This is a genomic window from Stappia sp. G46H5W (assembly GCF_058448995.1).
In genome coordinates this window covers 429,508-455,879 of sequence record NZ_JBZFLL010000003.1, presented here as the reverse complement: position 1 = coordinate 455,879, position 26,372 = coordinate 429,508, and the positions used below count along the sequence as shown (strand labels likewise).

Genomic DNA, 26,372 nt, shown 5'->3' with positions numbered 1-26,372 from the left:
GAGCTTTTTTGACAGGATCATTCCCAGATAGATCAGGGTCATGTGCGTGCCGATTCCGGCCCGCATGAGAGCAACCGGAAAAGCCAAATGGATGCAATGGAGAAGACTGCCCGGCCTGCGGCTGTTGCCGCGACCGAGGCGGAGGGCGAGGCTGCGGCGGTTGCCGCAAATGCCGGCAATGGGGCGCCGGCGATGTCGATTGCCGGCCTGTCCTTCTTCACGGTCGACATCCAGGCGAAGAGGGTCATCTGGCTGGAGCCGCGCTCGCTCGATTTCGAACACCGTTCGGGGCTGAACGAGGCGTCGCTGTCGACCGCATTGCGCCATATGGCGCAAAACGACCAGAAGCAGATCCTCGGACTTATCCAGCAGGCGGTGAAGAACGGCACGGCCGGTCCGATCGAGCTCGGCGGTGACGATCTGGGCGCCGGCTTGTCGCTGTTGGCGATGCGCTATCAGGTCGAGGGCGGGCGCACCTTCGTGATTGCCGTGTCCGGCGCGGAGGTCGAGGACGAGGCGAACGGTACGGCGGTTCGCGGTGTCGCGCCCCTCATCCGCCATCTGGTGGAAGACAGCGAGAAGGCGGTGCTCGTGGTCGACAGTTTCGGGTATCTGCGATACGCGAACGACCCGTTCAACAAGTTGTTCGAGATCGGCGACTCGTCGCTGTGCATCGGCCGCAACATCGCGCACATTCCCAATCGCGTCGGCAAGACGCTGGCGTCTGTGGTGCTGACCGCGCTGGCGCGGCGCGCGCCGATGGATGGCAGCAAGCGCTTCTTCCTGGCCAGCGGCGATTCCTTCACGCTGAACTTCGACGTGATCCCGTTCCGGGTCTCGGCGGGTCTCGGCGGCGTGGTCTTCTCCGCGACCAAGGTGAAGGAGCGCGGGGTCGACTTCCAGCAGATATTCAACTGCGTCCATGCGCCGATGCTGGTGATCGATGTGCGCACACGCATGCTGGTCTCGGCGAACAATTCGGCGCGCAAGACCTTCGCGGTGACCGAGCAGCTGATGGAATCGGCGCCCATCACCGAGACGATGCTGCACCCGAAGACCTTCGTCAGCCTGATCGAACACGCGCGCAAGGGCGGCAGCACGCCGCTGCAGGCGACCGTGAGCGGCTTCGACGGCGTGACGCGGAGCAAACGCATGCGGGTCATGCTGATCGAGAGCGGCCCGACCCATTACCTGCTCATCGAGACCAAGCACTAGGTCGCATACTCCCCTTCCTGCGATTGCTCATTCACACGCGCCGCGGCACAGCCCGGCGCGTGTTTTGCGTTGTGCCGAGCTTCAGACTGCTCCGGCACCAGAGGAGGCGCTGAACCGCGCGCGTCCCTTCGTGCCCGCAGCCAGTGCCATGTGCGGCTGCATGAGGGGCACGGTGGGCTTTGTTGCGGGCCGAGTCGTTTTTGCGGCCCGGCTGTGGGGCGCCGCATCGTTTTCAACACCTTCGGCACGCACTTTTTTTAACGGCGGACAGCCATCCCAGGCTCACCCGCGGGTGAGGGTGCGATCCGACCCTGCCGACCTGTGCGTGTAAAAACCCTTCGCTACATCAAACCGATAGCCAAATTTCCTCTACGGAATAGAAATTGGTTTGCGTAGGTGCTTATTCTAATTTTCTAAAATGTTGCGGAAGGAAATTATTAACATACCGCAACGTTTACGCAATCTTATATGAACATATGAATTATACTTGCCTCATTGGTGCTTCATGTCTGATTGTTGTGGCTTGTGAGTAAAGTATTTGCCGAGAATGGATTTGAAGTTCTCGGCATCATCGTTGAGAGACGGGGGCTTCCCGTCGCGATGACGATGCTGCGCACGGCCGTAGCATGTTGCACCGCCATTCTGAAGGAATGGAGGCTGAGGTGCTTGCAGTTCTAAAACATTTTCTGCGTGCAAGGTCTGGCGCGTCCGCCGTCGAGTTCGCCCTGGTTCTTCCCGTCTTCATTCTGGTGATGCTCGGGATCATCGCATACGGCATCTATTTCGGTGCCACCCACAGTGTCGCCCAGCTCGCCGCCGATGCGGCGCGAGCGTCGATCGCGGGCCTGACCGACCAGGAGCGGGTTCGTATCGTCACCGAGCACGTACAGCGCAACGCCGGCCAGTACGCACTGATCGACGCCGGCAACGTCTCCGTCGATGCGGGCCCGGTCGCAGGCGATGTCACCCAGTTCCGGGTGGCGGTTGTCTATGACGCCAGCCGCCTGCCGATCTGGACCCTGGGTCCCATTCTTCCTCTGCCGAACCAGACGATCCGGCGTGTCGCCGTGATCAAGCGCGGCGGATATTGACCAGGAGACCGACCATGCCCGTCCCTGTTCCTCCCGGCACGTCTTCTCCCGCTCCTGCGAAAGCCGCAAGGCGGCTGGTACGCTGGCGCGGCACTGGCGGGTTTTTCGGCGATCGCGCCGGATCGGTCGCGATCATGACCGGCTTCTTCTTCTTCGTGATGATGGGACTTCTGGCCATCGCCATCGACATGGCCTCGCTTTATCTGGAGCGGCGGTCTCTGCAGGGGGTTGCCGACATCGCCGCCGTGGCCGGCGCCTCGGATATCGCACGCGCGGAGGAGGCGGTCGCAGCAACGCTTGCCGCCAACCAGGTGGATGCCCGCTACACCATCGTGCGCGGCCGCTATGTCGCCGATCCGCAGATCGATCACACCCAGCGTTTCGCCGCCAACGCGACCCCCTACAACGCGGTCCAGGTGTCGCTGGAAAAGGCCGGGCGCCTCTACTTCGCCAAGGTCTTCAACGCGCAGACGGCGACGCTCGGCGTCCGGTCCCTGGCAGCCAATTCCGAACTGGCCGCATTTTCGGTCGGTTCGCGCCTGCTGGCTCTTCGCGACGGCGTCGCCAACCAGTTGCTCGGCAAGCTGCTGGGCACCCGGGTCGAGCTGACGGTGATGGACTACCAGGGCCTGGCCTCGGCCGATGTTCAGGTGGCACGGATGATGGATGCGGTCGCATCCCAGATCGACCTGAAGGCCGGCACCTTCCAGGATGTGCTGGATGCGTCCGTCACCGCCGGCGATCTCGTCGCCGCAATGGCCAAGGTGACGGGTGAGAGCGGCGATGCAGCGGCCAACCTTGCTCTCAAGCGGCTGTTGCTCGGCGGGGGGCTCGGGGCGAAGGTTCCCCTGTCCTCGCTGATCGACCTCGGCCCGTTCTCGACCGTCGCCATCGGCGATCCGGCACCGGGCTTCGATGCCCGCGTCTCGGCGATGCAGATCCTGTCGTCCTCGGCGATCCTGGCCAATGGCAAGAGGCAGGTGCAGATCGATCTCGGGGCCGAGGTGCCGGGCCTGCTCGGCCTCAAGGTGGACCTTGCCATCGGCGAAATGCCGCAGCGCACGGCGATGATCGCCATCGGCCCCAATTCGACCCGCGTGCGGACCGCGCAGGCACGGCTGCGGATCGTCGCTTCCATGGGCGGGCAGGGGCTCCTGAAGAACCTGAGCGTCAACCTGCCGCTCGTGCTGGACCTTGCCCATGCACAGGCGCAACTTGCCTCGATGGCCTGTTCCTCGAGCGGGCCGTCCCGGGTGACCGTGGCCGCGCGGCCCGGCATCGCCGAGGCCTGGATCGGCGAATTGCGCGATGCGGACCTGAACGATTTCTCGCGCACGCCGCAGCTGGCGCGGGCGAAGATCATCGATGCATCGCTGATCCGGGTCGACGGGCGTGCCCATGTCACGGCCGGCAATCTTGCCGAGACGCGGCTGAACTTCACCGGCCTCGACATCGAGCGCGGAACGGTGAAGCGAGTGAGCACCAATTCCGTGATCAGCTCTCTGGTCAGCACCCTGGTCGGTAATCTCGACATGGAGGTGCAGGTCGTGACGCTGGGCCTCGTTCTGCCCGGACCGCTGCTGGCGGCGGTGGGCGATCTGCTCGGCACCGTGGCAGAGCCGCTGGATGCGGTCGTCTACGGCGTGCTGTCGACCCTTGGGCTGCACCTGGGCGAAGCGGACATCCGCGTTCATGGCGCCCATTGCGGCGGCGGCATGCTGGCCGGCTGAAGCCGATAGCCGGCGGCGAGCCGGCTTCCGCGGAAATCCGCGAGATTGCGGCCATCCTCCCTTGCATGGCAGGAGCGCGGGAAGTAGTCTCCCGCGCGCCTTCAACCACCTGCCTCATCGGGCACCTGCCTCATCGGGAGAGCATCATGGGCTTCATCGCCGACGCACTTTCGCGCGTCAAACCGTCCGCTACCATCGCCGTGACCAACAAGGCTCGCGAACTCAAGGCCGCCGGGCGCGACGTCATCGGCCTGGGCGCGGGCGAGCCCGATTTCGATACGCCGGAGAACGTCAAGGCGGCGGCGATCGCCGCGATCACCGAGGGCAAGACGAAGTACACGGCCGTCGACGGCATCCCCGAGCTGAAGGCGGCGATCTGCGCCAAGTTCAAGCGCGAGAACGGCCTCTCCTACGAGCCGTCGCAGATCACCGTCGGCACGGGCGGCAAGCAGGTGCTCTACAACGCGCTGATCGCCACCATCAATCCGGGCGACGAGGTCATCGTGCCGACCCCTTACTGGGTCAGCTACCCGGACATGGTGCTGCTGGCCGGCGGCGAGCCGGTGATCGTGGAGGCGGACAAGTCGACCTTCAAGATCACCGCCGAGGCGCTGGAAGCGGCGATCACGCCGAAGACCAAGTGGTTCATCTTCAACTCGCCGTCCAACCCGTCGGGCGCCGCTTATACCCGCGACGAGTTGAAGGCGCTGACCGATGTGCTGCTGCGTCATCCGCAGGTGTGGGTGATGTCGGACGACATGTACGAGCACCTCGTCTATGACGGCTTCGAGTTCACCACCCCGGCGCAGGTCGAGCCGAAGCTCTACGACCGCACGCTGACGGTGAACGGCGTTTCCAAGGCCTATGCCATGACCGGCTGGCGCATCGGCTATGCCGGCGGCCCGGTCGAGCTGATCAAGGCGATGGCCAAGGTGCAGTCCCAGTCGACGTCCAACCCGAGCTCCATCGCCCAGTGGGCGGCGGTCGAGGCGCTGAACGGCCCGCAGGACTTCATCCCGGCCAACAACGAGGTGTTCAAGGCCCGCCGCGATCTCGTCGTGTCGATGCTGAACCAGGCCAAGGGCCTGAGCTGCCCGACGCCGGAAGGCGCGTTCTACGTCTTCCCGTCCTGCGCCGGCACGCTCGGCAAGACCGCGCCGTCCGGCAAGGTGATCGAGACCGACGAGGATTTCGTCACCGAGCTGCTGGAGAGCGAGGGCGTTGCCGTGGTCCAGGGATCGGCCTTCGGTCTCGGCCCCAACTTCCGCATCTCCTACGCGACCTCGACCGAGGCGCTTGAGGAAGCCTGCACCCGCATCCAGCGCTTCTGCGGCAATCTGAAGTAAGCCGCGCAAGGCGCTTTCGAGCCTTTCCTCCGGCCGGCGGCAGCGATGTCGCCGGCCGTTTCTTTTGTGCGTGGTTGCGGGCCCCAAGCGCCCGGATTGCCGCAGTGCGGCACAGGTTTCCCTTGCGTTCGCTGCGGCATCGGCGCGACGATCAACGTCCGCCCGCTGTCGGCGGGCGGCGGCGCCGGTGCGCGGTGCCGCTAGGTCAGCCGCGCCCGGCTCCTCCTGACAACAAGCGGCCCTGCGGGGCCGACGGGAGAAGGAGACGCGACATGGGCGCAGACAGGGTGAATGGCGGTGCAGCCGGCGGCAGGGAAACGGGGCCCCGGTGCATCGGGATCTTCGGGCCGTTCGGCAGCGGCAAGACCACGCTGCTGGAAGCGGTGCTCGCCCGCACGGGGGCCATAGCAAGACAGGGAACAGTGGGAGCCGGCAACACGGTGGGCGACGGCGCACCGGAAGCCAGGGCCCATGCCATGAGCGTCGAGGTCAACGTGGCCGAGGCGGAGCATCTGGGCGAGCGCTTCACCTTTCTCGATTGCCCCGGCGCCGTCGACTTTCTCGGCGACATGGCCGGGGTCATGCCCGGCATCGACCTCGCCATCGTCGTCGCGGAGGCCGACGAGAAGAAGGTGCCAGCGCTGCAGGTCATCCTCAAGCAGCTGGAAGATCGCGGCATCCCGCGGCTGCTTTTCCTCAACAAGATCGACCGCACGTCTTCGCGGCTGCGCGACGTGCTGGCCATGCTGCAGCCGGCCTCGGCGGTGCCACTGGTTCTGCGCCAGATCCCGATCTGGAACGATGGCATCGCCACCGGCTTCATCGATCTGGCGCTGGAGCGGGCCTATGTCTACCGCGAACATGCCGAAAGCCAGTTGATCGATATCCCCGACGAGGCCATGGCGCGGGAGGTGGAGGCGCGCTTCTCGATGTTGGAGACGCTGGCCGATCACGACGACGTTCTGATGGAATCCTTGCTGGAGGATATCTCGCCCGAGCGCGAGCGGATCTTCGCCGATATCGGCGCCGAGATGCGCGGGGGATTGATTTGCCCGGTGCTGTTCGGCTCTGCAGAGCACGGCAACGGCATCGGCCGGCTGCTCAAGGCGCTGCGCCACGATGCGCCAGGTGTTGCCGCCACGCGCGCGCGCCTCGGCATCGACGACGAGGCCGGCCCGATCGTGCAGATCTTCAAGACGGTGCACACGCTGCATGCCGGCAAGCTGTCGATCGCGCGGTTGCTCGCGGGCACGCTTGCCGATGCCGACACGCTGACCCGGCCCGACGGCGAGCAGGTGCGCATTTCCGGCTTTTACCGGGTCAACGGGCAGCAGGCGACCAAACGCCCGCAGGCGGAGGCCGGCGATACGGTCGGGCTGGGCAAGCTCGATGGCGTCAGGACAGGCGATACGCTGGGCGGTACGGCCCCGGCGCCGCAGCTCGCTCCGCTGGAGATGTCGCAGCCGGTTCTCGGCCTTGCGATTTCCCCGCGCGAGCGCCGCGACGAAGTAAAGCTATCCGCGGCGCTTGCGAAGCTTTGCGAGGAGGATCCGGCGCTTGTCGTCACGCAGGCCCAGGACACCGGCGAGACCCGTCTCGATGGTCAGGGCGAGATGCACCTGCGCGTCGCGCTGGAACGGCTGACCGCCAAATACGGCCTTGCGGTGGAGACCGGGGAGCCGGCGATCCCCTATCGCGAGACGATCCGCGCTGGGGCTTCCGTGCGTGCCCGGCACAAGAAGCAGTCGGGCGGCCATGGCCAATTCGGCGATGTCGCCATCGATATCCGCCCGCTCGGGCGCGGCGAGGGCTTCGTCTTCGACGACACAATCACCGGCGGCGTCATCCCCAAGCAGTATATCCCGTCGGTGCGGGCCGGTGTCGAGGAGGCGCTGAAGACCGGAACGCTGGGCTTTCCCACCGTCGACATCGCGGTGACACTCACCGACGGGTCCTATCACAGCGTCGATTCCTCGGACCAGGCGTTCCGCATGGCGGCGATCCAGGCGATGCGCGAAGGGCTACCGGACTGCCGGCCGGTTCTGCTGGAGCCGGTCCACCAGGTCACCATCGCTTGTCCCAGCGAGGCGACGGCGCGGATCAATGCCATCGTCTCCGCGCGGCGCGGGCAATTGCTCGGCTTCGATGCAAGGCCGGGATGGAGCGGTTGGGACGAGGTGCAGGCCTTGATGCCGGCGACCGAGCTGTCCGGCCTCATCGTCGAGCTGCGCTCGGCGACGGCGGGTGTCGCCACCTATTCCAGCCGCTTCGATCACCTGGCGGAGCTGACCGGCAAGGCTGCGGATCTGGTGCTTGCCCGGCACGGCCGTCAGGCCGCGTGACACGACAGGGGCATGGGGCGTGCCGTTGGCGCGCCCCGCCCGTTCTTTTACAATGATAGATTGTCTTCGCTTGCTCGCACCCTAGCTATTTTCCGCGGGGTTCGGATTTCATGCCGAGGGAGAATGTCTTTGCGATTGGTCACCACCGTTCTTGCGGGCAGCGCAGTTCTTGCCGCCGCCTGCGTCAGCGTTTCCGCCCAGACCGTGCATACGTCCGGCGACACCCATTTCTCGGTCACTCAGGTCGTCGGCGACCTGTCCTATCCTTGGGGCTTCGACATTCTTCCAGACGGCTCCTTTCTGGTGAACGAGGCCGAGGGACGGATGCTCATCGTCTCGCCCGATGGCGGCAGTCGCATCGAGGTCGCCGGCGTGCCGGAGGTTCGTGCCTCCGGGCAGGGCGGATTGCTGGATGTCGTTGCCGCTCCGGACTTCGATGACACGCGCACGATCTATTTCACATTCTCCGAGCCGGGGCCGGGCGGGACAGGCACGGCCGCCGCACGCGCCCGTCTTGTGGTCACAGACGGTGCCGCGCAGCTGGAGGACGTGAAGGTCCTCGTCAGCATGAACCGCAAGACGTCCGGCGGGCGGCATTTCGGCTCGCGCATCGTTTCTGCGCCCGACGGCACGCTCTTCGTCACCTTGGGCGACCGCGGCCAGCAGGACCGTGCGCAGGATCCGCAGGATCATGCCGGCTCCGTGCTCAGGATTGCCGCAGATGGGTCCATCCCGCCCGACAATCCGTTTGCGAGGAGTGGCGAGGCCCTGCCGGAGATCTGGTCCATCGGTCATCGCAACATCCAGGGCGCGGCCATCGAGCCGAAAACCGGAAGGCTGTGGATCGTGGAGCATGGGGCACGGGGGGGCGACGAGATCAACATTCCGGAAGCGGGAAAGAACTACGGCTGGCCGGTGATCTCCTACGGCCGCCACTATTCCGGGCTCCGCATCGGCGTCGGCACCGAGGCGGAGGGCTACGAACAGCCAGTGTATTACTGGGATCCGTCCATCGCCCCGTCGGGGATGGCCTTCTACACCGGCGATGCAGTGCCGGAGTGGCGCGGAAACCTGTTCGTCGGGGCTCTGAAAGATCAACTGATCTCGCGGCTCGCAGTGGCGGACGGCAAGATCGTTGCCGAGGACTGGCTGCTCGCTGGCGAGTACGGGCGCATCCGCACCTTGCGCAATGGGCCGGACGGCGCCCTGTGGTTTTCCACCGACGAGGGCGAGGGGGGGATTTACCGGATTTCCGGCGTGCCCTGATCGCGCCGACAACGGGCAGGAGGGCCGGGCTCTGCCCGGTCTCTCAGCTCTCCGGTCGCGGCACTTTTGCCGTTTCATGCATTTGCAGACAATCGCTTTCGGGCTATTGAGGACGTGCGGCCCCGATCCCTTCCCCTGCCGCGCCTCCGGTCGACATGAACAGCATCCCCCTCATCATCGCCTTTGCGTTCTTCATGGAGATGATGGATTCCACCGTCATCGCCACCTCGCTGCCGGTGATCGCTGAGGACCTGGGCACCAGCCCCATTGCGCTAAAGCTGGCGCTGACGTCCTATCTGGTGGCGCTCGGCATCTTCATTCCCGTCAGCGGCTGGGTGGCCGACAAGTTCGGCGCCAAGCGCGTGTTCCGCTGGGCCATCGTCGTCTTCGTCATCGGCTCGGTCGCCTGCGCCTTCTCCAATTCTCTGCTGACCTTCGTGCTCTCGCGCTTCCTGCAGGGCATGGGCGGCTCGATGATGGTGCCGGTCGGCCGGCTCATTCTCGTCAGGACCTTCCAGAAGAAGGATCTGGTGCATGCGATGACGCTGATGACCATTCCCGGGCTGATCGGTCCGATGGCGGGGCCGCCGCTCGGCGGGTTCCTGACCACCTATCTGTCCTGGCACTGGATCTTCATCATCAACGTGCCCATCGGCTTCGCCGGCATCTGGCTTTGCAGCATCTACCTGCCGGAGATCCCGAGGCGCGAGACCTCGAAGCTCGATTGGACCGGCTTCCTGCTGACCGGAACGGCGGCCGCCGGCATCGTCTTTGGCCTGTCGGTAATCAGCCTGCCGGCCCTGCCGCCGGCGGTGGGACTTGTGACGACGATCATCGGCTTTGCCGCCCTGCTTGCCTATCTGCTGCATGCAAGGCGGCGGGCGAACCCGATCCTCGATCCGGCCTTGCTGCGCAACCGCGCCTTCGGCCTGACGGTGCTGGGCACCAACATCTTCCGCATCTCGTCCGGCTCCATGCCGTTCCTGATGCCGCTGATGCTGCAGACGAGCTTCGGCTACAACGCCTTTCAGTCTGGCCTCATCACCTTCACCGGGGCGTTCGGCGCCATCTCGATGAAGTTCATCGTCAAGCGGGCTCTTGCGGCCGTCGGCTTCCGCATGGCGCTGGTGATCGCCTCGCTGGGCGGCGCGCTGCTCACCTTCGCCATGATCGGCTTCGTGCCCGGCACGCCGATCTGGATCTTCGTCCTGGTGCTCTATGGCGCCGGTCTCACCCGCTCTTTCCTCTTCACCTCGTCGAACGGGCTGGCGTTCACCAGCATCGAGGAGAACGAGGCCAGTCAGGCGACGGCGCTCAGTTCGGTGTTCCAGCAGGTCTCGCTGGCGCTGGGCGTGGCATTGGCCGGCTTCGTGCTGGAGGCGACGGGCTGGGTCACCGGCGACACGCTGGGCCTCGTCAACTTCCATGTCGCCTTTGCGGTGACAGCGGTGCTGGCGCTGATCTCCGTGCCGATATTCGCCTTCCTGCCTGCTTCGGCGGGGCAGGAAGCCTCGGGCCACCGGCTGCGCGAGATGCCGTGACACCGGGTGCCGGCGGCGCTCGCTCACGGGGTCCGCACGGGCCGTTCAACCGCACTTGATTTGCCGGGATGGGGTGCGCACGCTAGGTCAAACGGTGTCAGACGTCTGCAAAGGGCGTCCTGAAGGGACTGGAAGAGGACGCATCACGATGAACATCATCCGCAAACGCAGCTGGGAACTGCCCGAGCGCGAGGCGACGCCCGAGGCCGTCTTCTTCAATCGCCGTTCGGTTCTTGCCGGGCTCGGCATCGCCGGCGCTTCCATCGCCGGCGGGGCAGGGCTCCCGCGCCACGCCTTTGCCGAGGAAGACCCCAATGCGGGGCTCTATCCGGCAAACCGCAACGAGGCCTATACGCTCGACCGCGAGATCACGCCGGAAGGCGTCACCTCCGTCTACAACAATTTCTACGAGTTCGGCTCGCACAAGCAGATCGCCTCCGCCGCGCAGGCGCTGAAGATCCGCCCGTGGGAGGTGAAGATCGACGGGCTCTGCGACAATCCGCAGGTGCTGGATTTCGACGATCTGATGAAGAAGGTCTCGCTGGAGGAACGGCTCTACCGTTTCCGCTGCGTCGAGGCCTGGGCGATGGCGGTGCCTTGGACCGGCTTCCCCCTTGCCGAGTTGGTGCGTCTTGCCTCGCCCAAGCCGGAGGCGAAGTACCTGCGCATGGAGACCTTCATGGATCCCGACACGGCCAGCGGCCAGCGGGCGTCCTGGTATCCCTGGCCCTATGTGGAAGGGCTGACTCTGGCCGAGGCGACCAACGAGCTCGCCTTCATGGTCACCGGCGTTTACGGAAAGCCGCTCGCCAAGCAGTACGGTGCGCCGCTGCGCCTTGCGGTGCCGTGGAAATACGGCTTCAAGTCGATCAAGTCGATCGTCCGCTTCTCCTTCGTCGAGGAGCGCCCGGTGAGCTTCTGGGAAGAGATCCAGTCGGCGGAGTACGGCTTCTGGGCCAACGTCAATCCGGAGGTCTCGCATCCGCGCTGGAGCCAGGCGCGTGAGCAGCTGCTGCCGACGGGCGAGCAGGTGCCGACCCAGCTCTTCAACGGCTATGGCGAGCAGGTCGCCACCCTCTACAAGGGGCTGGAGGGCGAGAACCTCTACATGTGAGGGATGCGCGCCGCTCGGCCGCTCTCTCCAGACGATCCGAAGGCCCGGTGCTCTGCGCCGGGCCTTTTGCTTGGCGCGGCGTCCCGGGCAAGGCGCCGGTATGCCGGAAATCTAATCCACCGCCTGGGGGCTGGTGGCATAATGGGAGGGCAGTCGAAAACGACAGGCCCTGTCCTCAGCATGTCAAGCGGCTGTGATCCGGGCAAAAAAAATGCCGGGCCAAGAGGCCCGGCAGTTATTCGATTTTGCCACATGCGTGGCGAAATCACCTTCCAGAGGGGAACAGCTGGTCGCATCATACGTCGCTGGGAGGAGGTAGCGACGAAGCAGACCAACAGCCTGTTGCTTATATGCAGTGCACAACGCGCCTATGCAAGAAGCACTCTTGCAGGGCTGCTATGCATATTCCGCAAGGCGGTCGCGTCAGCCCTGCGTAAGGGTTCATGTCGGCCGGATATCGTGCCCGGATGGCGGGCGAAGTGCCTGATTTCACGCCAGTGCGGCAGCCTGTCGCAGCTGCTCCGTGCCGCCGGATGCGGCAGCGGAAACGCCGATGCCTGCTGCGTCGGCATTCGAAATGTTCGCAGGATTGCTCGCAAGGATGCTCGAATGACCGCATGGAGGGGTGCGTTGCGGCCTGTTTCGCAATTTTGCGGTGCAGCAAGAACGGGGCGCGCGGCGAGCCTGGCTCAGTAGGTCCAGCGCTCTGCCTTGGCCAGCAGGAAGTCGCGGAACACGGCGATGCGCGCAGTGTTCTTCAGCTCGGAAGGGTAGACGAAATAGGTGTCGAAGCTCGGCACCTCCGCCTCGGGGAGCAGCTGCACGAGGCCGGAACTGTCCTCGTTGATATAATCGGGCAGCATGGCAATGCCGATGCCGCGCTGGACCGCACGCTTGATCGCCACCACGTTGTTGACGCGCAGCACCGAACGCCGCTGCTCGCCCGGCGGCAAACCGGCGGTTTCCAGCCAGTTCATGTCGCGCAGATAGGGCGGGGCATGCTCGCCGAAGGTGACGATCCGGTGGCCGTCGAGGGCGGCGACGGACTTCGGAGCGCCGAAACGCTGGATGTAGCTCGGCGCGGCATAGACGTGGAAATGCACGGTGAACAGCTTGCGCTGGATCAGGTCCGGCTGGGTCGGCTGGCGCAGGCGAATAGCCACGTCCGCCTCGCGCATGCCGAGATCGAGCTCGTCGTCGTCGAAGATCAGCCTGAGGTCCATCTCCGGATAGAGGTCGATGAACTCGTTGAGCCGCTCGGTCAGCCAGGTGGAGCCGAGGCCGACGGTGGTGGTGATGCGGAGGGCGCCGGTGGGCTTCTCGCGGCTGTCGGTCAGCCGGGCCTGCGCGGCCTCCAGCTTCATGAACACCTCGCGCGCGGTACGGTACAGCACCTCGCCCTGCTCGGTCAGCAGCAGGCCACGCGCATGCCGGTGGAACAGCGGGACCTTCAGGTCGTGCTCCAGCGCGCTGACCTGCCGGCTGACCGCCGACTGGCTCATGTTGAGCATGTCACCGGCATGCGTGAAGCTGCCGGCCTGCGCGGCCGCGTGGAAAATCCTCAGCTTGTCCCAGTCAAGCGGCACGACACCCTCTGCCTGTTCTCGTCAGTTTCCAGCGATTTAGGCCGAAGCCTCCCGGAAGACAGCCTATTCGGCGGCCTGCACTTCCGCAATCTCCAGTTCGGCGAGGAAGCGCTCGCATTCCAGGGCCGCCATGCAGCCCATGCCGGCCGCTGTCACCGCCTGGCGGTAGATCTCGTCGGTGACGTCGCCGGCGGCAAAAACGCCGGGGATGGAGGTCGCCGTGCTGTCCGGCGCGGTCCAGATGTAGCCGGATGGCTTCATCTTCAGCTGCTCCTTGAACAGCTCGGCCGCCGGCGCGTGGCCGATGGCGACGAAGAAGCCGTCGGCGGAAATGTCGCGGGTCTCGCCCGTGTGGACATTGCGGATGCGCGCGCCGGTGACCGCCTTCGGCATGCCGCCGCCCAGCACTTCCTCGACCACGCTGTCCCAGATCACCTCGATCTTGTCGTTACGGGCAAGGCGGTCCTGCAGGATCTTCTCCGCGCGGAAGGAATCGCGCCGGTGCACCACCGTCACCTTGGAGGCGAGGTTGGCGAGATACAGCGCCTCTTCCACGGCGGTGTTGCCGCCGCCGACCACGATGACTTCCTTGCCGCGATAGAAGAAGCCGTCGCAGGTGGCGCAGGCCGACACGCCGGCACCCATGAACTCCTGCTCGCTCGGGATGCCCAGCCACTTGGCCTGCGCGCCGGTGGCGATCACCAGCGCGTCGCAGGTGTAGACCGTGCCGCTATCCCCGGTCAGGCGGAACGGACGAACCGACAGGTCGGCCGACAGGATCGTGTCGTAAACGATTGTCGTGCCGACGTTTTCCGCCTGCTTGCGCATCTCTTCCATCAGCCAGGGACCCTGGATCGGGTCGGCGAAGCCGGGATAGTTCTCCACCTCGGTGGTGATGGTCAGCTGGCCGCCCGGCTGGATGCCGGTGATCAGCACCGGCTCCAGCATGGCGCGTGCCGCATAGACGGCTGCGGTGTAGCCGGCCGGGCCGGAGCCGACGATCAGGAGTTTGTGGTGCTGTTCGGCCATCGCCTCGTCGTCCTTGCCTGTCATGTTCGTTCGCCGGTCGGTTCTTGCGCGAAGCTCGCGCGATGCGCCGCCAAGCGCTGCCGGATCGCCTTGGCGATCACGGGGGTAGAATCCATCGGCTCACAGGTAGTCACTTTAAGCGGTCCGGGAAAGGGGTGCACGGCGTTCCTTGCCGAAACTGCCCCCAGAAACGCATCGAATTTGCGGTGTCCACCGCTGGGGTGGAAAACATGTACTGCCCGCCCGCTCGCCAGCGCCTCGCCGACCATGTTGGCGCTGTCCGCCGTCACCACCACCGCGTCCGCATTGGCAAGGTAGTCGAGCATCGGATTGTCCCCGTGCCCGTCCCACATCACATGCGGCCCGCTGTCCGCGAGCTTGCGAAGCGCGCGCGCCAGCGCCGGCGGGGTACGGCGGGAGGCGGTGATCATCAGCGCGGCGCCATCCTCGGCGATCTGCGCCAGCCCGCGCGCAAGCTCCGCCATGTCCCCGTCGGTGAAACGGTGGTTGCGGCTGTCGCCGCCGACCAGTACGGCCACGCGCGGATGGGACAGGGCGGCGATGTCCGGCAGGGGCGCAGCCCGCGCGGCGGCAAGGCGGTCTTGCGAGAACCGGTGCGGGCCGCTTGCCGTCACGATCACGTTGTCCCCGCGCAAGGGGTCGTGCTCGGGCACCCAGATCAGGTCCGCCGCCTTGGTGCCGGTGCGTGGATCCTTCAGGAACACGGTGAAGGTGCGCCCGCCGCTGTCACGCTTGATGCGGGCGAGATAGGAGATCGCGCGCCTCCCCGAGGCGATGACGAGATCGGGAAAGGGCGGGGCGATGGGGCTGCCGGGGCGCGAGGGCGCCTCGCGCGGGTCGATCAGGCCGAGACGCGGCATGATCCAGGACCAGGGCGCGCGCGGTGCCACGCGCCGACGCTCGGCCGCCAGCCCCAGGGCTTCGGCCACGGCCAGGCACTGGGTCTCGTCGCCGGCCTTCCCGTCGGTCAGCACCCAGGCGGCCGCCGGTTCCTGTGAGGTTTCGCTTTCCGGATATTTCTTCGTCATGACCTGTGTTGATATAGTATTGCAGGTTTCGGCAAAGAATCATAAGTGCCCGGATGAACAGGAGGCACGATCTGTCGGCCCCATCGTGTGCCTGGCACCGCGTCCCTTGCCCGTCCGGCCGGTCCTCCCGCCTGCCGGAACGTGGGCGAGGCGACCGGCCCGGCCGCCGCGGTGGCGGATGGGGTGACGACATGTCTGTGCCAGCGATTTGTGAAGGAGACCAGCGTGAAAATTCGCCTCGACGCGATTGATTGGCACATTCTGAAAGAGCTGCAGGCGGATGGCCGCATCACCAATGTGGAGCTGGCGCGGCGCGTCGGCATTTCCGCACCGCCCTGCCTGCGCCGCGTGCGCGCGCTGGAGGAGGCCGGACTTATCACCGGTTACCGCACCCTGCTGGACGAGAAGCAGCTCGGCTACGACGTCACCGCCTTCGCCATGGTCGGCCTGCATTCGCAGACCGAAAGCGACCTCAACGCCTTCGAGGACAAGGTCAAGAGCTGGCCCGAGGTACGCGAAAGCTACATGCTGTCCGGCGAAGTAGATTTCCTCCTGAAATGCGTGGTGCCGGACCTCCAGGCCTTCCAGAACTTCATCATCCGCGAACTCACCGCCACGCCCAATGTCGACAGCGTGCGCACGGCCCTCACCATTCGCCAGACCAAGAACGAACCCGTGGTGCCGGTGAAGGAGTGAGGGGGCGTGCTACTCCTTCCGGAGAGAGTTCGCCCAAGGGTTTCGGCGCGGCGCAAAGGAAACTCAGGACGGAACGCGAACAATCCGCTTCGCCAAACAGCGTGGGAGTATCCAGGAACCACATCAACCTGCTCCAGACGATTTAATTTTACGTTGGGGTTATTAATTTTTGCAAGCTTAAATCAGAAATAAATGAAATGAGACTGTGCTATGACGTCAAACAGCAGATTTTCCGTCTTCGCCTATCCTGCGTTTGTTTTTCTCGTCGTGATTTATGGTGTTTTTATGCTTGGTCCGGGGTCCACTTTTACCCTCCATCTTCTGATGGGGCTTATCACGATCCCTGTCGCAGTCATTGTTGGGGTAATTCCGACCGTTGGTCTGACGCTGGCTCTTTCGCTGCCATTCTACTTCCTGCAAGTCTATGTTTGGCCTTCCAAGATCGGAAGAAGCATAATATTGAGTATCCTGCTCGCGTTGGGTTTATCCGCCGTTATTTGCCAAATCATGGAAATTCATTTGACTGCAACGGCCAAGACTCTCACATCGGAGGATATCATTCAGAGTATTGATTTTTCAGGAAAGTCGGTTTTTGTAATTGGTGAAGGCTCGGCAAATAAATGCGGTCACGTCTGCGAGACGCTGATTTTCTTGGCTGGCGCACGTAAAGTTACCTTCTCGAAAGGTCCCGCGGAAGGTGAGCTTCCGATCGAATTCAAGGGTAACTCGTTCGAGCTTTTACCGGTGAATTTGGGTTCTTGTGAATATCCCGCATGGGGTATTGCTGGCGATTTGAGAACGTATTTTGCCGAGAATGGCCGTTGCATCAGGAAATTTTTAGGCGAAACAATTGTGCCGGATCTTATCCTTGTGACACGTGATAAGAGAGAATCCACCAAAAATATCAAAGTTTTAGGGTTTAATCCTTTTGCGGAGGCGATATACGCCGAAAGAACAAGCGTTTTCGCGCTCTCGGACGGGAAATATTCCAAGATCTTTCAATTTACCGCGACTTCCGCATTTCCGCCGAAGCCGATTTTGGCACCAATTTCGATTGCAAGAGGACCTCAAACCAGCGCGGAACGCGGGTACATCCGTCGCAGGATCACAATACAGGCAATGCGTGCGCTTGAGCATCTGTTTCTCTCCGAACAACAACTGTTAGAAGCTCGTAGCGTTCTACAAGACCCGGCCTACAGAAACCGAGTTCTGGCTCTCCTGAAGAAGGGGCAGCTCACCACTCAACAAAAGTCCGTGGTTTGGAGTTACGTGAGAAGCGTTGTTCTAAAAGGACATGATAGATCCGCAGTCGCTTTTGAAATTGCGAGAAACCTCATCGAGTCGGAGGACTTCGCTTCCCACAACCTCGCCCCTGGCCTGATCGAGGCCTTAAATCCGAATACGACTGAACAATGGTCTATTCTATCGGAGAGCCTGTTTACCGCCGCACGGCATTACGCAGACATAGCGCACAGCGAAGGTCTCCAGAAAGTTCGAAGCTCTTTGAGCTCCACAGGTCGCGCAATCGCAAAATTGCCGCCAGACCAGTTCTTGAAGCACAAAAATCAATTGGCAACGCTCGCGAATGATCCGCTCACCATCGATGCGACCTTTTTCGCCTTCGCTGGTGTTCCCGCTCTGGGCAAGGAAGCGTTTCCTATTCTGCGTGCGGTATTTCGATCGTCCAAAACCGCCTTCGAGACTCGTGACACCCCGAAATACTCGTCTTTTCGTACCTGGCAGGCAGGAAGCTATCGAACCGCAGTGGTGGCTCTGTGCCGATTGGCAGAAGTCGGGGAAATCAATAGCGCTGCGATCCATCAGCTTTTGGATGACGAATCGGTTGTGGGAGATCTCACTTTCTTGAAAATAGTAGCACTCACGGATTTTGACGACTTCGATCGGCTATCTATTATTCAGAATGAGGATTATCGTCTTTCTAAATCACAGAAAGAAATTATCTTAGAATTTCGTGAGAAATACTCGCTTAGAACGTGTAGATAAAATTGATTCTTCGTATGAATTATTTTAGATAGTAAATACGATACTTTGAAGAGGTGTGCGGAGATGGTATTCGTCTGTCGGAAAATTTGTTCGACGGGGCGGAGGCTGGTGAGGCGTGAGCGGCACGACGCATGACTGCCGACGCATGGCCGCGCCACCCTCTTCGACGTCACCCCGGACGCAGGCGAAGCCGGAGATCCGGGGGCCACTCGTTCCCAGAGCGGTCGCGATGGGCTTGAGAGCCTGTCGGCGTGCTCGAAAGCGTTCTTCCAATCATTCTCGCACACCTCTTCAGCGTCATCCCGCACGCAGCGCAGCGGAGATGCGGGATCGCAGAGCCGAGGGCGTTAGCGGAGGCGCTTTGCCAAGAGAGGCAGCCTCTGTGGCTCGCCGGTTCCGGGTCGTGGCTGCGCCATGCCCGGAATGACGACGGGAGGGGCGCGTGGGCGTCGCGAGGGCTGCGGGAGCGGGGACAAAGTGCCCCGAAGCGGGGTCTTGGCGGTATGCGCCAGAGGGCTGCAAAAACGGGGATAGATGATTTCCCCCGGCGGGGATAGGCGGCTTCCGCCACGGGTATAAGTAGCGGGCGGCGATTGAGAGCAGTGTCTCGAAAAAATCGAGCGGGTGTGTGATTTTCAGGTTTATGATATTGAAATAATTAGATTATTCGACCTGATCTAGCGTCGCAAATTTCGATAAGAATTTTGCAAAAATCGCTCTCGAAATCCGCTGAAATCGAGACGGCGGCCTCGAACAGGCCGATTGGTTCGTCCTGTCAGACAATCTACGCGCCTGCAGCGCCACCGGTTCCCGGTCTGGCCATCGGCTGCGCGGCTAGCCCTCCGCAGGGGCGGGAGCGCGCTGTGGGCGCTCTGGCCTGCTGGCTGCTGCTCAGGGTGCCAATGGATCCCGGGTCGCGCTTGCGCTTGCCCGGGATGACGGCAGAGCGGCGAGGAGCGGCTTGGCATCCTTTCGGCCGCCCGGTCGGTCCCGTGCGCAGCCTGATGCTCGGCGAGGGCCGCGGTAGCGCGTGGCGGTGCCTCCCTCTCTGACGTCACCCCGGCGCAGGCGAAGCCGGAGATCCGGGGGCCATTCGTTCCCAGAGCAGTCGTGATGGGGCGGTGGGCCAGCCGGCGCGATCCCGCGCAACTCTTCCATCGTCTTCCCGGACGGCGCATCGCGTCGAACCGGGATCGGAGAGCCGAGGGCGGTTGCGGAGGTGCTTTGCCAATAGAGGTAGACTCTGTGGCTCTCCGGTTCCGGGTCGCGGCTTCGCCTTGCCCGGAATGACGAAAGGAGAGGTCGTGCCGGAGAGCCGAGGGCGACTGCGGAGGCGCTTTTTGCGAGGGGGCGGCGTCGTGGCTCGCCGGTTGCCGGCCCGGCCACCGGAAGCGCCGGGCGTACCGGCCTGCCTCCTCCCCCAACGGCCCGGCGGCCGTGAGCCACAGCCGCACAGCAAAACGGCTTCGCGGGGCAGGGGCCCGGCGAAGCCGTGGGATGAGCGATCTACGATGTGACCGGAAGGGCCGATTGTCCGGAACGGACGATCGGGCGGCGATCAGCCGAAGGTGACGTTGATGATCTCGTAGGCGCGGGCGCCGCCGGGAGCGGTCACCTCGACGCTGTCGCCGACGGCCTTGCCGATCAGCGCGCGCGCGATGGGCGAGGAGATCGAGATGCGGCCGAGCTTCACGTCGGCCTCGACATCGCCGACGATCATGTACTTCTTCTCTTCCTCGGTGTCCTCGTCGATGAGGGTCACCGTGGCGCCGAACTTGACGGTGTCGCCCGACAGCTTGCTGACGTCGATCACCTCGGCGCGGCCGAGCTTGTCCTCAAGCTCGCTGATGCGACCTTCGTTCAGGCTCTGCTGTTCCTTGGCGGCGTGATACTCGGCATTTTCCGACAGATCACCATGGGCGCGCGCTTCGGCGATCGCCTGGATGATGCGCGGCCGCTCTTCCGACGTACGCTGCTTCAGCTCCTTCTCGAGCATGGCGTAGCCAGCGCCTGTCATCGGAACCTTTTCCATAGGTCTTCGACCCTTCTTCTTCGCGCCGCCCGCAGGCGTCTCGCGTCAAAAAAAATGACGTCCGGCAGGGGGTGTCCCAGCCGGAACGTTCCACATTTCCCTAAGGCCCGGCAAGCCGGACCAGAAGCTATCAGGCCTTGGTGAAATAGGCCTGCAACGGAACCACTTCAAGGTTGCCCGAAGCGTAGGCCTCGATCCCCTTTGCGGCCGCGATCGCACCAGCCAAGGTCGTGTAATACGGCACCTTGTGCAGCAGGGCCGCGCGGCGCAGCGACCTGCTGTCGGAGAGAGCCTGTGCGCCTTCGGTCGTGTTGAAGACGAGCTGAACCTCTCCGTTCTTGATAGCATCAACGATGTGCGGCCGGCCTTCAAGCACCTTGTTGACCTTGTCGCAGGAAATTCCCTGCTTCTCCAGGAAGGCCTGGGTGCCGTGCGTGGCGATGATCCTGAAGCCGGTCCTGGCCAGGCGGCGGATCGGATCGAGCACCCGCTCCTTGTCCGCATCGCGCACCGAAACGAAGACGGTGCCGCTGGTGGGAACGCGCGTGCCCGAGCCCAGCTGCGACTTGGCGAAGGCCACCTCGAACGTGCCATTGAGGCCCATGACCTCGCCGGTGGAGCGCATCTCCGGGCCGAGAACCGTGTCGACGCCGGGGAAGCGGGCGAAGGGGAACACCGCCTCCTTCACCGCGACATGGTCGAGCTTTTCGGTCTTGAGGCCGAAGGAGGCGAGCGGCTCGCCGGCCATCACCCGCGCGGCGATCTTGGCGATCGGCGCGCCGATGGTCTTGGCGACGAAGGGCACGGTGCGCGAGGCACGCGGGTTGACCTCCAGCACGAAGATCTCGCCGTCCTTGATGGCGTACTGGACGTTCATCAGGCCGCCGACGGCGAGCGCCTTGGCCAGCACTTCGGTCTGGCGGGTGAGCTCGGCCACCATCTCCTCGGAGAGCGAATAGGGCGGCAGCGAGCAGGCGCTGTCGCCCGAGTGGATGCCGGCCTCCTCGATATGCTCCATGATGCCGCAGACGAAGACGTCCTTGCCATCGGCCAGCGCGTCGACATCGACCTCGATGGCGCCGTCGAGATAGCGGTCGAACAGCAGCGGGTTCTTGCCGAGCACCGTGTTGATCTGGCCGGTCTTGTCGTTCGGGTACTTGGCGCGCACGTCGGCCGGCACCAGCTCGGGCAGGGTGCCGAGCAGGTAGGCGTTGAGCGCGTCCTCGTCGCGGATGATCTGCATGGCGCGGCCGCCGAGCACGTAGGACGGGCGCACGACCAGCGGCAGGCCGAGCTCGGCGACGATCAGCCGGCTCTGCTCGACCGAATAGGCGATGCCGTTCTGCGGCTGCTTGAGGCCCTGGCGGTGCAGCAGCTTCTGGAAGCGATCGCGGTCCTCGGCGAGGTCGATCATATCCGGCGCGGTGCCGAGGATCGGCACGTCGGCCTCGACCAGGGCCTGGGCGAGCTTCAGCGGCGTCTGGCCGCCGAACTGGACGATGACGCCGTGCAGCGTGCCGTTGGTCTGCTCGGTGCGGATGATCTCCAGCACGTCCTCGGCCGTCAGCGGCTCGAAATAGAGCCGGTCCGACGTGTCGTAGTCGGTGGAGACGGTCTCCGGGTTGCAGTTGACCATGATGGTCTCGAAGCCGGCATCCTGCAGCGCGAAGGCCGCATGGCAGCAGCAATAGTCGAACTCGATGCCCTGGCCGATCCGGTTCGGGCCACCGCCAAGGATCACCACCTTCTTCTTGTCGCTCGGGCGCGCCTCGTCGGCGAGCTTGCCGGCGAAGGGCGTCTCGTAGGTGGAGTACATGTAGGCGGTCGGCGAGGCGAACTCGGCCGCGCAGGTGTCGATGCGCTTGTAGACCGGGTGCACGTCGAGCGTGCCGCGCAGCTTCTTGACGTCGGCCTCGTCGAGACCGGCAAGCGAGGCGAGGCGGGCATCGGAGAAGCCCATCGCCTTGAGCTGGCGCATGGCGACCGCGGTGTCCGGCAGGCCGTGGGCGCGCACCTTCTCCTCGACGTCGACGATGGCCTTGATCTGGCGCAGGAACCACGGGTCGATATGGCAGGAACGGTAGACCTGCTCCAGGTCGGTGCCGAGGCGGAAGGCCTGGGCGCACTTGAGCAGGCGGTCCGGCGTCGGCGAGGCGAGCGCGGCGCGGATGGCGTTCTTGTCGTCGTTCTGGCCAAGGCCGGGGATCTCGACCTCGTCGAGGCCGGTCAGGCCGGTCTCCAGGCCGCGCAGGGCCTTCTGCAGGCTCTCGGCGAAGGTGCGGCCGATGGCCATGACCTCGCCGACCGACTTCATGGCGGTGGTCAGGGTCGGCTCGGCGCCGGGGAACTTCTCGAAGGCGAAGCGCGGGATCTTGGTGACGACATAGTCGATCGACGGCTCGAACGAGGCCGGGGTGGCGCCGCCGGTGATGTCGTTCTCCAGCTCGTCCAGCGTGTAGCCGATGGCGAGCTTTGCTGCGACCTTGGCGATGGGGAAGCCGGTCGCCTTGGAGGCGAGCGCGGAGGAGCGCGACACGCGCGGGTTCATCTCGATGACGATGAGACGGCCGTTCTCCGGATTGACCGCGAACTGGACGTTGGAACCGCCGGTCTCGACGCCGATCTCGCGCAGCACCGCCAGGCTGGCGTCGCGCATGATCTGGTATTCCTTGTCGGTCAGCGTCAGCGCCGGCGCGACGGTGATGGAATCGCCGGTATGCACGCCCATCGGGTCGATGTTCTCGATGGAGCAGATGATGATGCAGTTGTCCGCGCGGTCGCGGACCACCTCCATCTCGTATTCCTTCCAGCCGATCACCGATTCCTCAACCAGCACTTCGGTGGTCGGGGAGGCGTCGAGGCCGCGCTCGATGATGTCGAGATATTCCTCGCGGTTGTAGGCGATGCCGCCGCCGGTGCCGCCCAGCGTGAAGGAGGGGCGGATGATCGCCGGCAGGCCGATGTCGTCGAGCGCGTCGAGCGCCTCGCCCAGGGAATGGGCGAGACGCGAGCGCGGCGTCTCCAGGCCGATCTTTTCCATCGCCGTGCGGAACAGTTCGCGGTCCTCGGCCTTGTCGATGGCCTCGGCGGTAGCGCCGATCATCTCGACATTGAACTTCTCCAGCACGCCCATCTTCTTCAGGGACAGGGCGCAGTTCAGCGCGGTCTGGCCGCCCATGGTCGGCAGAAGCGCGTCCGGGCGCTCCTTCTCGATGATCTTGGCGACGATTTCCGGCGTGATCGGCTCGATATAGGTCGCATCGGCCAGATCCGGGTCGGTCATGATCGTCGCCGGATTCGAATTGACCAGGATGACCCGATAGCCTTCCTCTCGCAGCGCCTTGCAGGCCTGGGTTCCCGAGTAATCGAACTCGCAGGCCTGGCCGATGATGATCGGCCCGGCGCCGATGATCAGGATCGAGGAGATATCTGTGCGTCTGGGCATACTGGGCTCGCGGCTGGCCTTCGCCGGATCCTTCCGCGCGGGCGGGAACCGGTCGTTGGCGTCTTACTGGGTGAAATCTACGGCTGAGCGCGCCTTATAGGCAAAAAGCGCGAAAGGTGAAACCCCATCCTCGCCATGTTTCCAGCTCCTGATGCGGCGGGGGGCTGTCACGTGCCGGCACCCGGGTCGGAAGCGGCGCGCGCCGGGCGTCCGGCGGCAGGAGGGGAGGCAGGCTGGACGGGGCCGCGGACCGGGGTCAGGCCGTCGAAATCGGCGATGCCGGCGGTCAGCGCATAGCAGGCAAGGCGCACGGCCTTGGGGATCTCGACGGGGCGGCCGTTGCGGTCGCCCTTCTCGTAATACTGGATCATCCGCTTCTTGAGGCCGAGCACCTCGGCGGCATCCTTCTGCTTCAGGCCGAGCGACTTTCGCCACTTGCGGAACAGCTCGGGCGTCATCGTGGCTGTGAGGGCAGGGGGCGCCATGGGCCGTCTCGTCGGTCTTGCGTGGGCTCTTGCGGTTCCGGTGGGGAACGCTGCGCCTGAAGCGCAACTTTTGCGCCCGACTTGATCCAACGCGCCGGAGCAAATGTCAAACGGCAATCGGGCCATTTACCCTGATTGGGTCGCGGGCGACGCGAACTTACATAATGCCGACATTTTCTTATAATGTGCGCGGCGGCCCGCTTCCCGGGTCTTGCCCTTCCGGCGCAGTCCGCCGGGCTCCTTTGACGGATCGTGTCTGCAATGCTGATGAGATTCGACGCGGCCGCGCCGGCGGATACGCTTCTCATACATTCTCGCGCCCAGATCGGACTGGCCGACTACTGCCGGCTGCGCGGCGTGCCCTTCGACGCGGTCTTGCGCGAGAGCGGGCTGGAGGCGGAGACGGTGAGCGCATCGCTGGGCGGTCACATCAGCCTGCGCGCCCATTCCAGCGCGCTGGAAGCGGCAAGCCGGCTGGCCGACGACGACACGTTCGGCCTCGGCTGGACCCGCTCGCTGGGCAACGGTCCGGAAGACACGGTGTCGCTGGCGGTCCGGCATGCGCCGAATTTCCGCACCGCGCTGGAGGTGAGCGCCCGCTTCATGCGGATCGTCGCCGATGTGGCCGAGGTGCGGGCCGAATTCGACGGGGAGACCGCGGAACTCGCCTTCGGGTTCTCTCCCGAACTGGTGTGCCGCGACCAGCTGCATGACCGGGTGACGAGCAAGGTGTTCGGCCGGCTGATGCGCATCGGCGCCGGCAGCGTGCAGCCGCTGGAAGTGCGCCTGGCGCGCTCGCGCCCCCTCAACGTGACGCTGCACGACATGTTCTACGGCGTACCGGTGCGCTTCGGCGCGCCGCGCAACAGCCTGCATTTCCGTATCGATCCGCAAGGGGGAGAAAACCCCTTGCGCGACGACGACCTGTTCGACGCGCTGTGCGAGCTCAACCGCCGGCGGCTCGATGACCGGCGGCGGGCGGAGGATTTCGTGGCGATGGTCAACGATGCCATCGCCGAGCGCATCGCCGATCCGTTGCTGACGATTTCCGAAGTGGCGAGGGGCATGGCGATCAGCGTGCGGGCGCTGCAGCGCAAGCTGGCCGAGCGCGACACGACGTTCAACGCCCTGCATGACGGGGTGCGCCGGCGCATGGCCGCCGACTATCTGGTGCAGACCGACCTGCCGATCTCGGAGATCGCGTTCCGCCTGGGCTTTTCGGCGGTGGGCAATTTCTCGCGGGCGGCGCGGCGCTGGTTCGGGCGTCCACCCAGCGAATGCCGCAACGGCGACCTGAAAGTGTGAACTTCGCGATAATCCTCATCCCAGAACGGTTGCGGCCAGCAACTTTACAGCCTTGCGCGCTGGAGGCGGGCTTCCGCCCGTCTAACCACGTATATACTTTAGTTTTATGTAATGTTTATCTCGAAGATGCCGCGACTGTATTTTGTATACCATCGCGTTAATCTGGCGCTTGTCGCTCTACTGACTTCGCGTAGGTCGTGTTTTTGCCAAGAAGATTTCAAACAGCGGCAAGCTGTCGCGGGTAGATAACGCGTTTCTCGACGCAGAGGCGCCGGCCGGCATCCTGAGCGCTTCTTTGCGCGGAGCTGTTTTTCTGCGAGTTTTTTTCGAAAAAGAGCGCAGGGATAAAAAAATGGCACCGGAAGAGAAGGCCGAAACGCGAAGCCGATGGCATAGTTCCTTCCGTTGTGCGCGTTCCGGGCCGCGCCTTTCGATCGGGAATTACGGATAGTGAAATGACGGAACTCTCCAGGACTTCTGCGTTCGGACCGGACCTTGCGGGACCGATCCAGATCGACGGCAAGAACGAGGCGCGGCTCTCCATCGCCGAGATGGCCGAGACTTTCGGGGTCACTCTGCGTGCGCTGCGTTTCTACGAGGAAAAGGCGCTGCTGCGCCCGGAGCGAAAAGGCGCGCGCCGTTTCTACGGCGCTCGCGAGATCGGCCGGATGAAGGTGATCCTGCAGGCAAAGCGGATCGGCCTGACCCTGGTCGAGATCAGGGATGTGATCGGCCTGCTCGAAGGCAAGACCAGCCGCATGTCGCAGCTGCGTTCGCTGCGCGAGATGTGCGCGCGTCAGGACGAACTGCTGAGCGAGCAGCTGGCCCAGCTCAAGGAGCAGGCCAAGGAAACCGCCGAAGTGGTCGCCGCGCTGGACGCGCTGATCGAGGCCAATCCGCAGGCTTGAGCCGACGGGCCACCGCGCCCAGGCTGAGCAAGACACCGAACGCCGTCCGGGGCCCCCGGGCGGCGTTTTTCGTTGCGGGCGCGTGTTTTTCGCGGTCGCGTCTCCCCTTGGACGTCATCCCTGCGGCAGGCGAAGCTGGAGAGCCTAGAACCATTGGCAACTCCGGCAGGCGTGAGACGGGAGCGCAT

General features: G+C 64.2%; 18 protein-coding genes. 12 read left to right on the top strand and 6 right to left on the bottom strand.

The genetic code is table 11. The features are described 5' to 3' along the window. Positions 1–87 precede the first annotated feature (87 nt). From ACVJ6E_RS12235 to msrP, 8 genes are all read left to right on the top strand, one after another. Positions 88–1,215 (top strand): nitrogen regulation protein NR(II), encoded by a 1,128-nt coding sequence (locus ACVJ6E_RS12235; protein WP_120267055.1) that lies wholly within the window; start codon positions 88–90, stop codon positions 1,213–1,215. A gap of 662 nt (positions 1,216–1,877) precedes the next feature. After that, entirely contained in the window at positions 1,878–2,306 is a 429-nt protein-coding gene (locus ACVJ6E_RS12230; protein ID WP_199680957.1) for a TadE/TadG family type IV pilus assembly protein, read from the top strand. Between the two features lie 14 nt (positions 2,307–2,320). After that, entirely contained in the window at positions 2,321–4,036 is a 1,716-nt protein-coding gene (locus tag ACVJ6E_RS12225; RefSeq protein WP_120267057.1) for a TadG family pilus assembly protein, read from the top strand. 146 nt (positions 4,037–4,182) lie between these two features. Next, positions 4,183–5,382 carry a pyridoxal phosphate-dependent aminotransferase gene (locus ACVJ6E_RS12220; protein WP_120267058.1) on the top strand — a complete coding sequence of 400 codons (1,200 nt, stop codon included), beginning with the start codon at positions 4,183–4,185 and terminating at the stop codon, positions 5,380–5,382. Between the two features lie 272 nt (positions 5,383–5,654). Beyond that, the gene (locus tag ACVJ6E_RS12215) at positions 5,655–7,724 is read left to right on the top strand and encodes an elongation factor G (protein ID WP_120267059.1); all 2,070 of its coding nucleotides are present in this window, start codon (positions 5,655–5,657) and stop codon (positions 7,722–7,724) included. Positions 7,725–7,847: 123 nt separating this feature from the next. Beyond that, complete coding sequence (locus ACVJ6E_RS12210; RefSeq protein ID WP_120267060.1) at positions 7,848–8,990, top strand: PQQ-dependent sugar dehydrogenase; 1,143 nt, start codon at positions 7,848–7,850, stop codon at positions 8,988–8,990. Positions 8,991–9,145: 155 nt separating this feature from the next. Beyond that, positions 9,146–10,531: an MDR family MFS transporter gene (locus ACVJ6E_RS12205; RefSeq protein ID WP_120267061.1), complete on the top strand. Its 1,386-nt coding sequence runs from the start codon at positions 9,146–9,148 to the stop codon at positions 10,529–10,531. Positions 10,532–10,679: 148 nt separating this feature from the next. Further along, positions 10,680–11,645, top strand: coding sequence for a protein-methionine-sulfoxide reductase catalytic subunit MsrP (msrP, locus tag ACVJ6E_RS12200; RefSeq protein ID WP_120267062.1), 966 nt, complete (start codon positions 10,680–10,682; stop codon positions 11,643–11,645). Positions 11,646–12,334: 689 nt separating this feature from the next. Here msrP and ACVJ6E_RS12195 read toward each other — a convergent pair. The 3 genes from ACVJ6E_RS12195 to ACVJ6E_RS12185 form a co-directional block, all read right to left on the bottom strand. After that, complete coding sequence (locus ACVJ6E_RS12195) at positions 12,335–13,231, bottom strand: LysR family transcriptional regulator (RefSeq protein WP_120267063.1); 897 nt, start codon at positions 13,229–13,231, stop codon at positions 12,335–12,337. A 63-nt stretch (positions 13,232–13,294) separates the two neighbouring features. Further along, a complete protein-coding gene (gene trxB, locus ACVJ6E_RS12190) occupies positions 13,295–14,260 on the bottom strand; it encodes a thioredoxin-disulfide reductase (RefSeq protein ID WP_120268272.1) in 966 nt (321 codons plus the stop codon). A gap of 20 nt (positions 14,261–14,280) precedes the next feature. After that, positions 14,281–15,309, bottom strand: coding sequence for a mitochondrial fission ELM1 family protein (locus tag ACVJ6E_RS12185; RefSeq protein WP_120267064.1), 1,029 nt, complete (start codon positions 15,307–15,309; stop codon positions 14,281–14,283). Between the two features lie 225 nt (positions 15,310–15,534). On the opposite strand from ACVJ6E_RS12185, the gene ACVJ6E_RS12180 reads away from it, so the two are divergent. Together ACVJ6E_RS12180 and ACVJ6E_RS12175 are read left to right on the top strand one after the other, a co-directional pair. Beyond that, positions 15,535–16,005, top strand: coding sequence for an Lrp/AsnC family transcriptional regulator (locus ACVJ6E_RS12180; protein WP_067217655.1), 471 nt, complete (start codon positions 15,535–15,537; stop codon positions 16,003–16,005). Positions 16,006–16,215: 210 nt separating this feature from the next. Next, positions 16,216–18,009: a hypothetical protein gene (locus ACVJ6E_RS12175; RefSeq protein WP_147421801.1), complete on the top strand. Its 1,794-nt coding sequence runs from the start codon at positions 16,216–16,218 to the stop codon at positions 18,007–18,009. Positions 18,010–19,567: 1,558 nt separating this feature from the next. On the opposite strand, the gene greA is transcribed toward ACVJ6E_RS12175, so the two are convergent. The 3 genes from greA to ACVJ6E_RS12160 form a co-directional block, all read right to left on the bottom strand. Then, entirely contained in the window at positions 19,568–20,041 is a 474-nt protein-coding gene (greA, locus tag ACVJ6E_RS12170) for a transcription elongation factor GreA (RefSeq protein ID WP_120267065.1), read from the bottom strand. Positions 20,042–20,171: 130 nt separating this feature from the next. Continuing rightward, positions 20,172–23,486, bottom strand: a complete 3,315-nt coding sequence (gene carB / locus ACVJ6E_RS12165; protein ID WP_120267066.1) for a carbamoyl-phosphate synthase large subunit — start codon at positions 23,484–23,486, stop codon at positions 20,172–20,174. Between the two features lie 167 nt (positions 23,487–23,653). Continuing rightward, positions 23,654–23,971, bottom strand: coding sequence for a helix-turn-helix domain-containing protein (locus tag ACVJ6E_RS12160; RefSeq protein ID WP_245165102.1), 318 nt, complete (start codon positions 23,969–23,971; stop codon positions 23,654–23,656). 261 nt (positions 23,972–24,232) lie between these two features. Here ACVJ6E_RS12160 and ACVJ6E_RS12155 point away from each other — a divergent pair, with 261 nt between their 5' ends. Together ACVJ6E_RS12155 and ACVJ6E_RS12150 are read left to right on the top strand one after the other, a co-directional pair. Then, positions 24,233–25,276 carry an AraC family transcriptional regulator gene (locus ACVJ6E_RS12155; protein WP_120267068.1) on the top strand — a complete coding sequence of 348 codons (1,044 nt, stop codon included), beginning with the start codon at positions 24,233–24,235 and terminating at the stop codon, positions 25,274–25,276. Positions 25,277–25,731: 455 nt separating this feature from the next. Then, entirely contained in the window at positions 25,732–26,184 is a 453-nt protein-coding gene (locus tag ACVJ6E_RS12150; RefSeq protein WP_120267069.1) for a MerR family transcriptional regulator, read from the top strand. Positions 26,185–26,372: the final 188 nt, after the last annotated feature.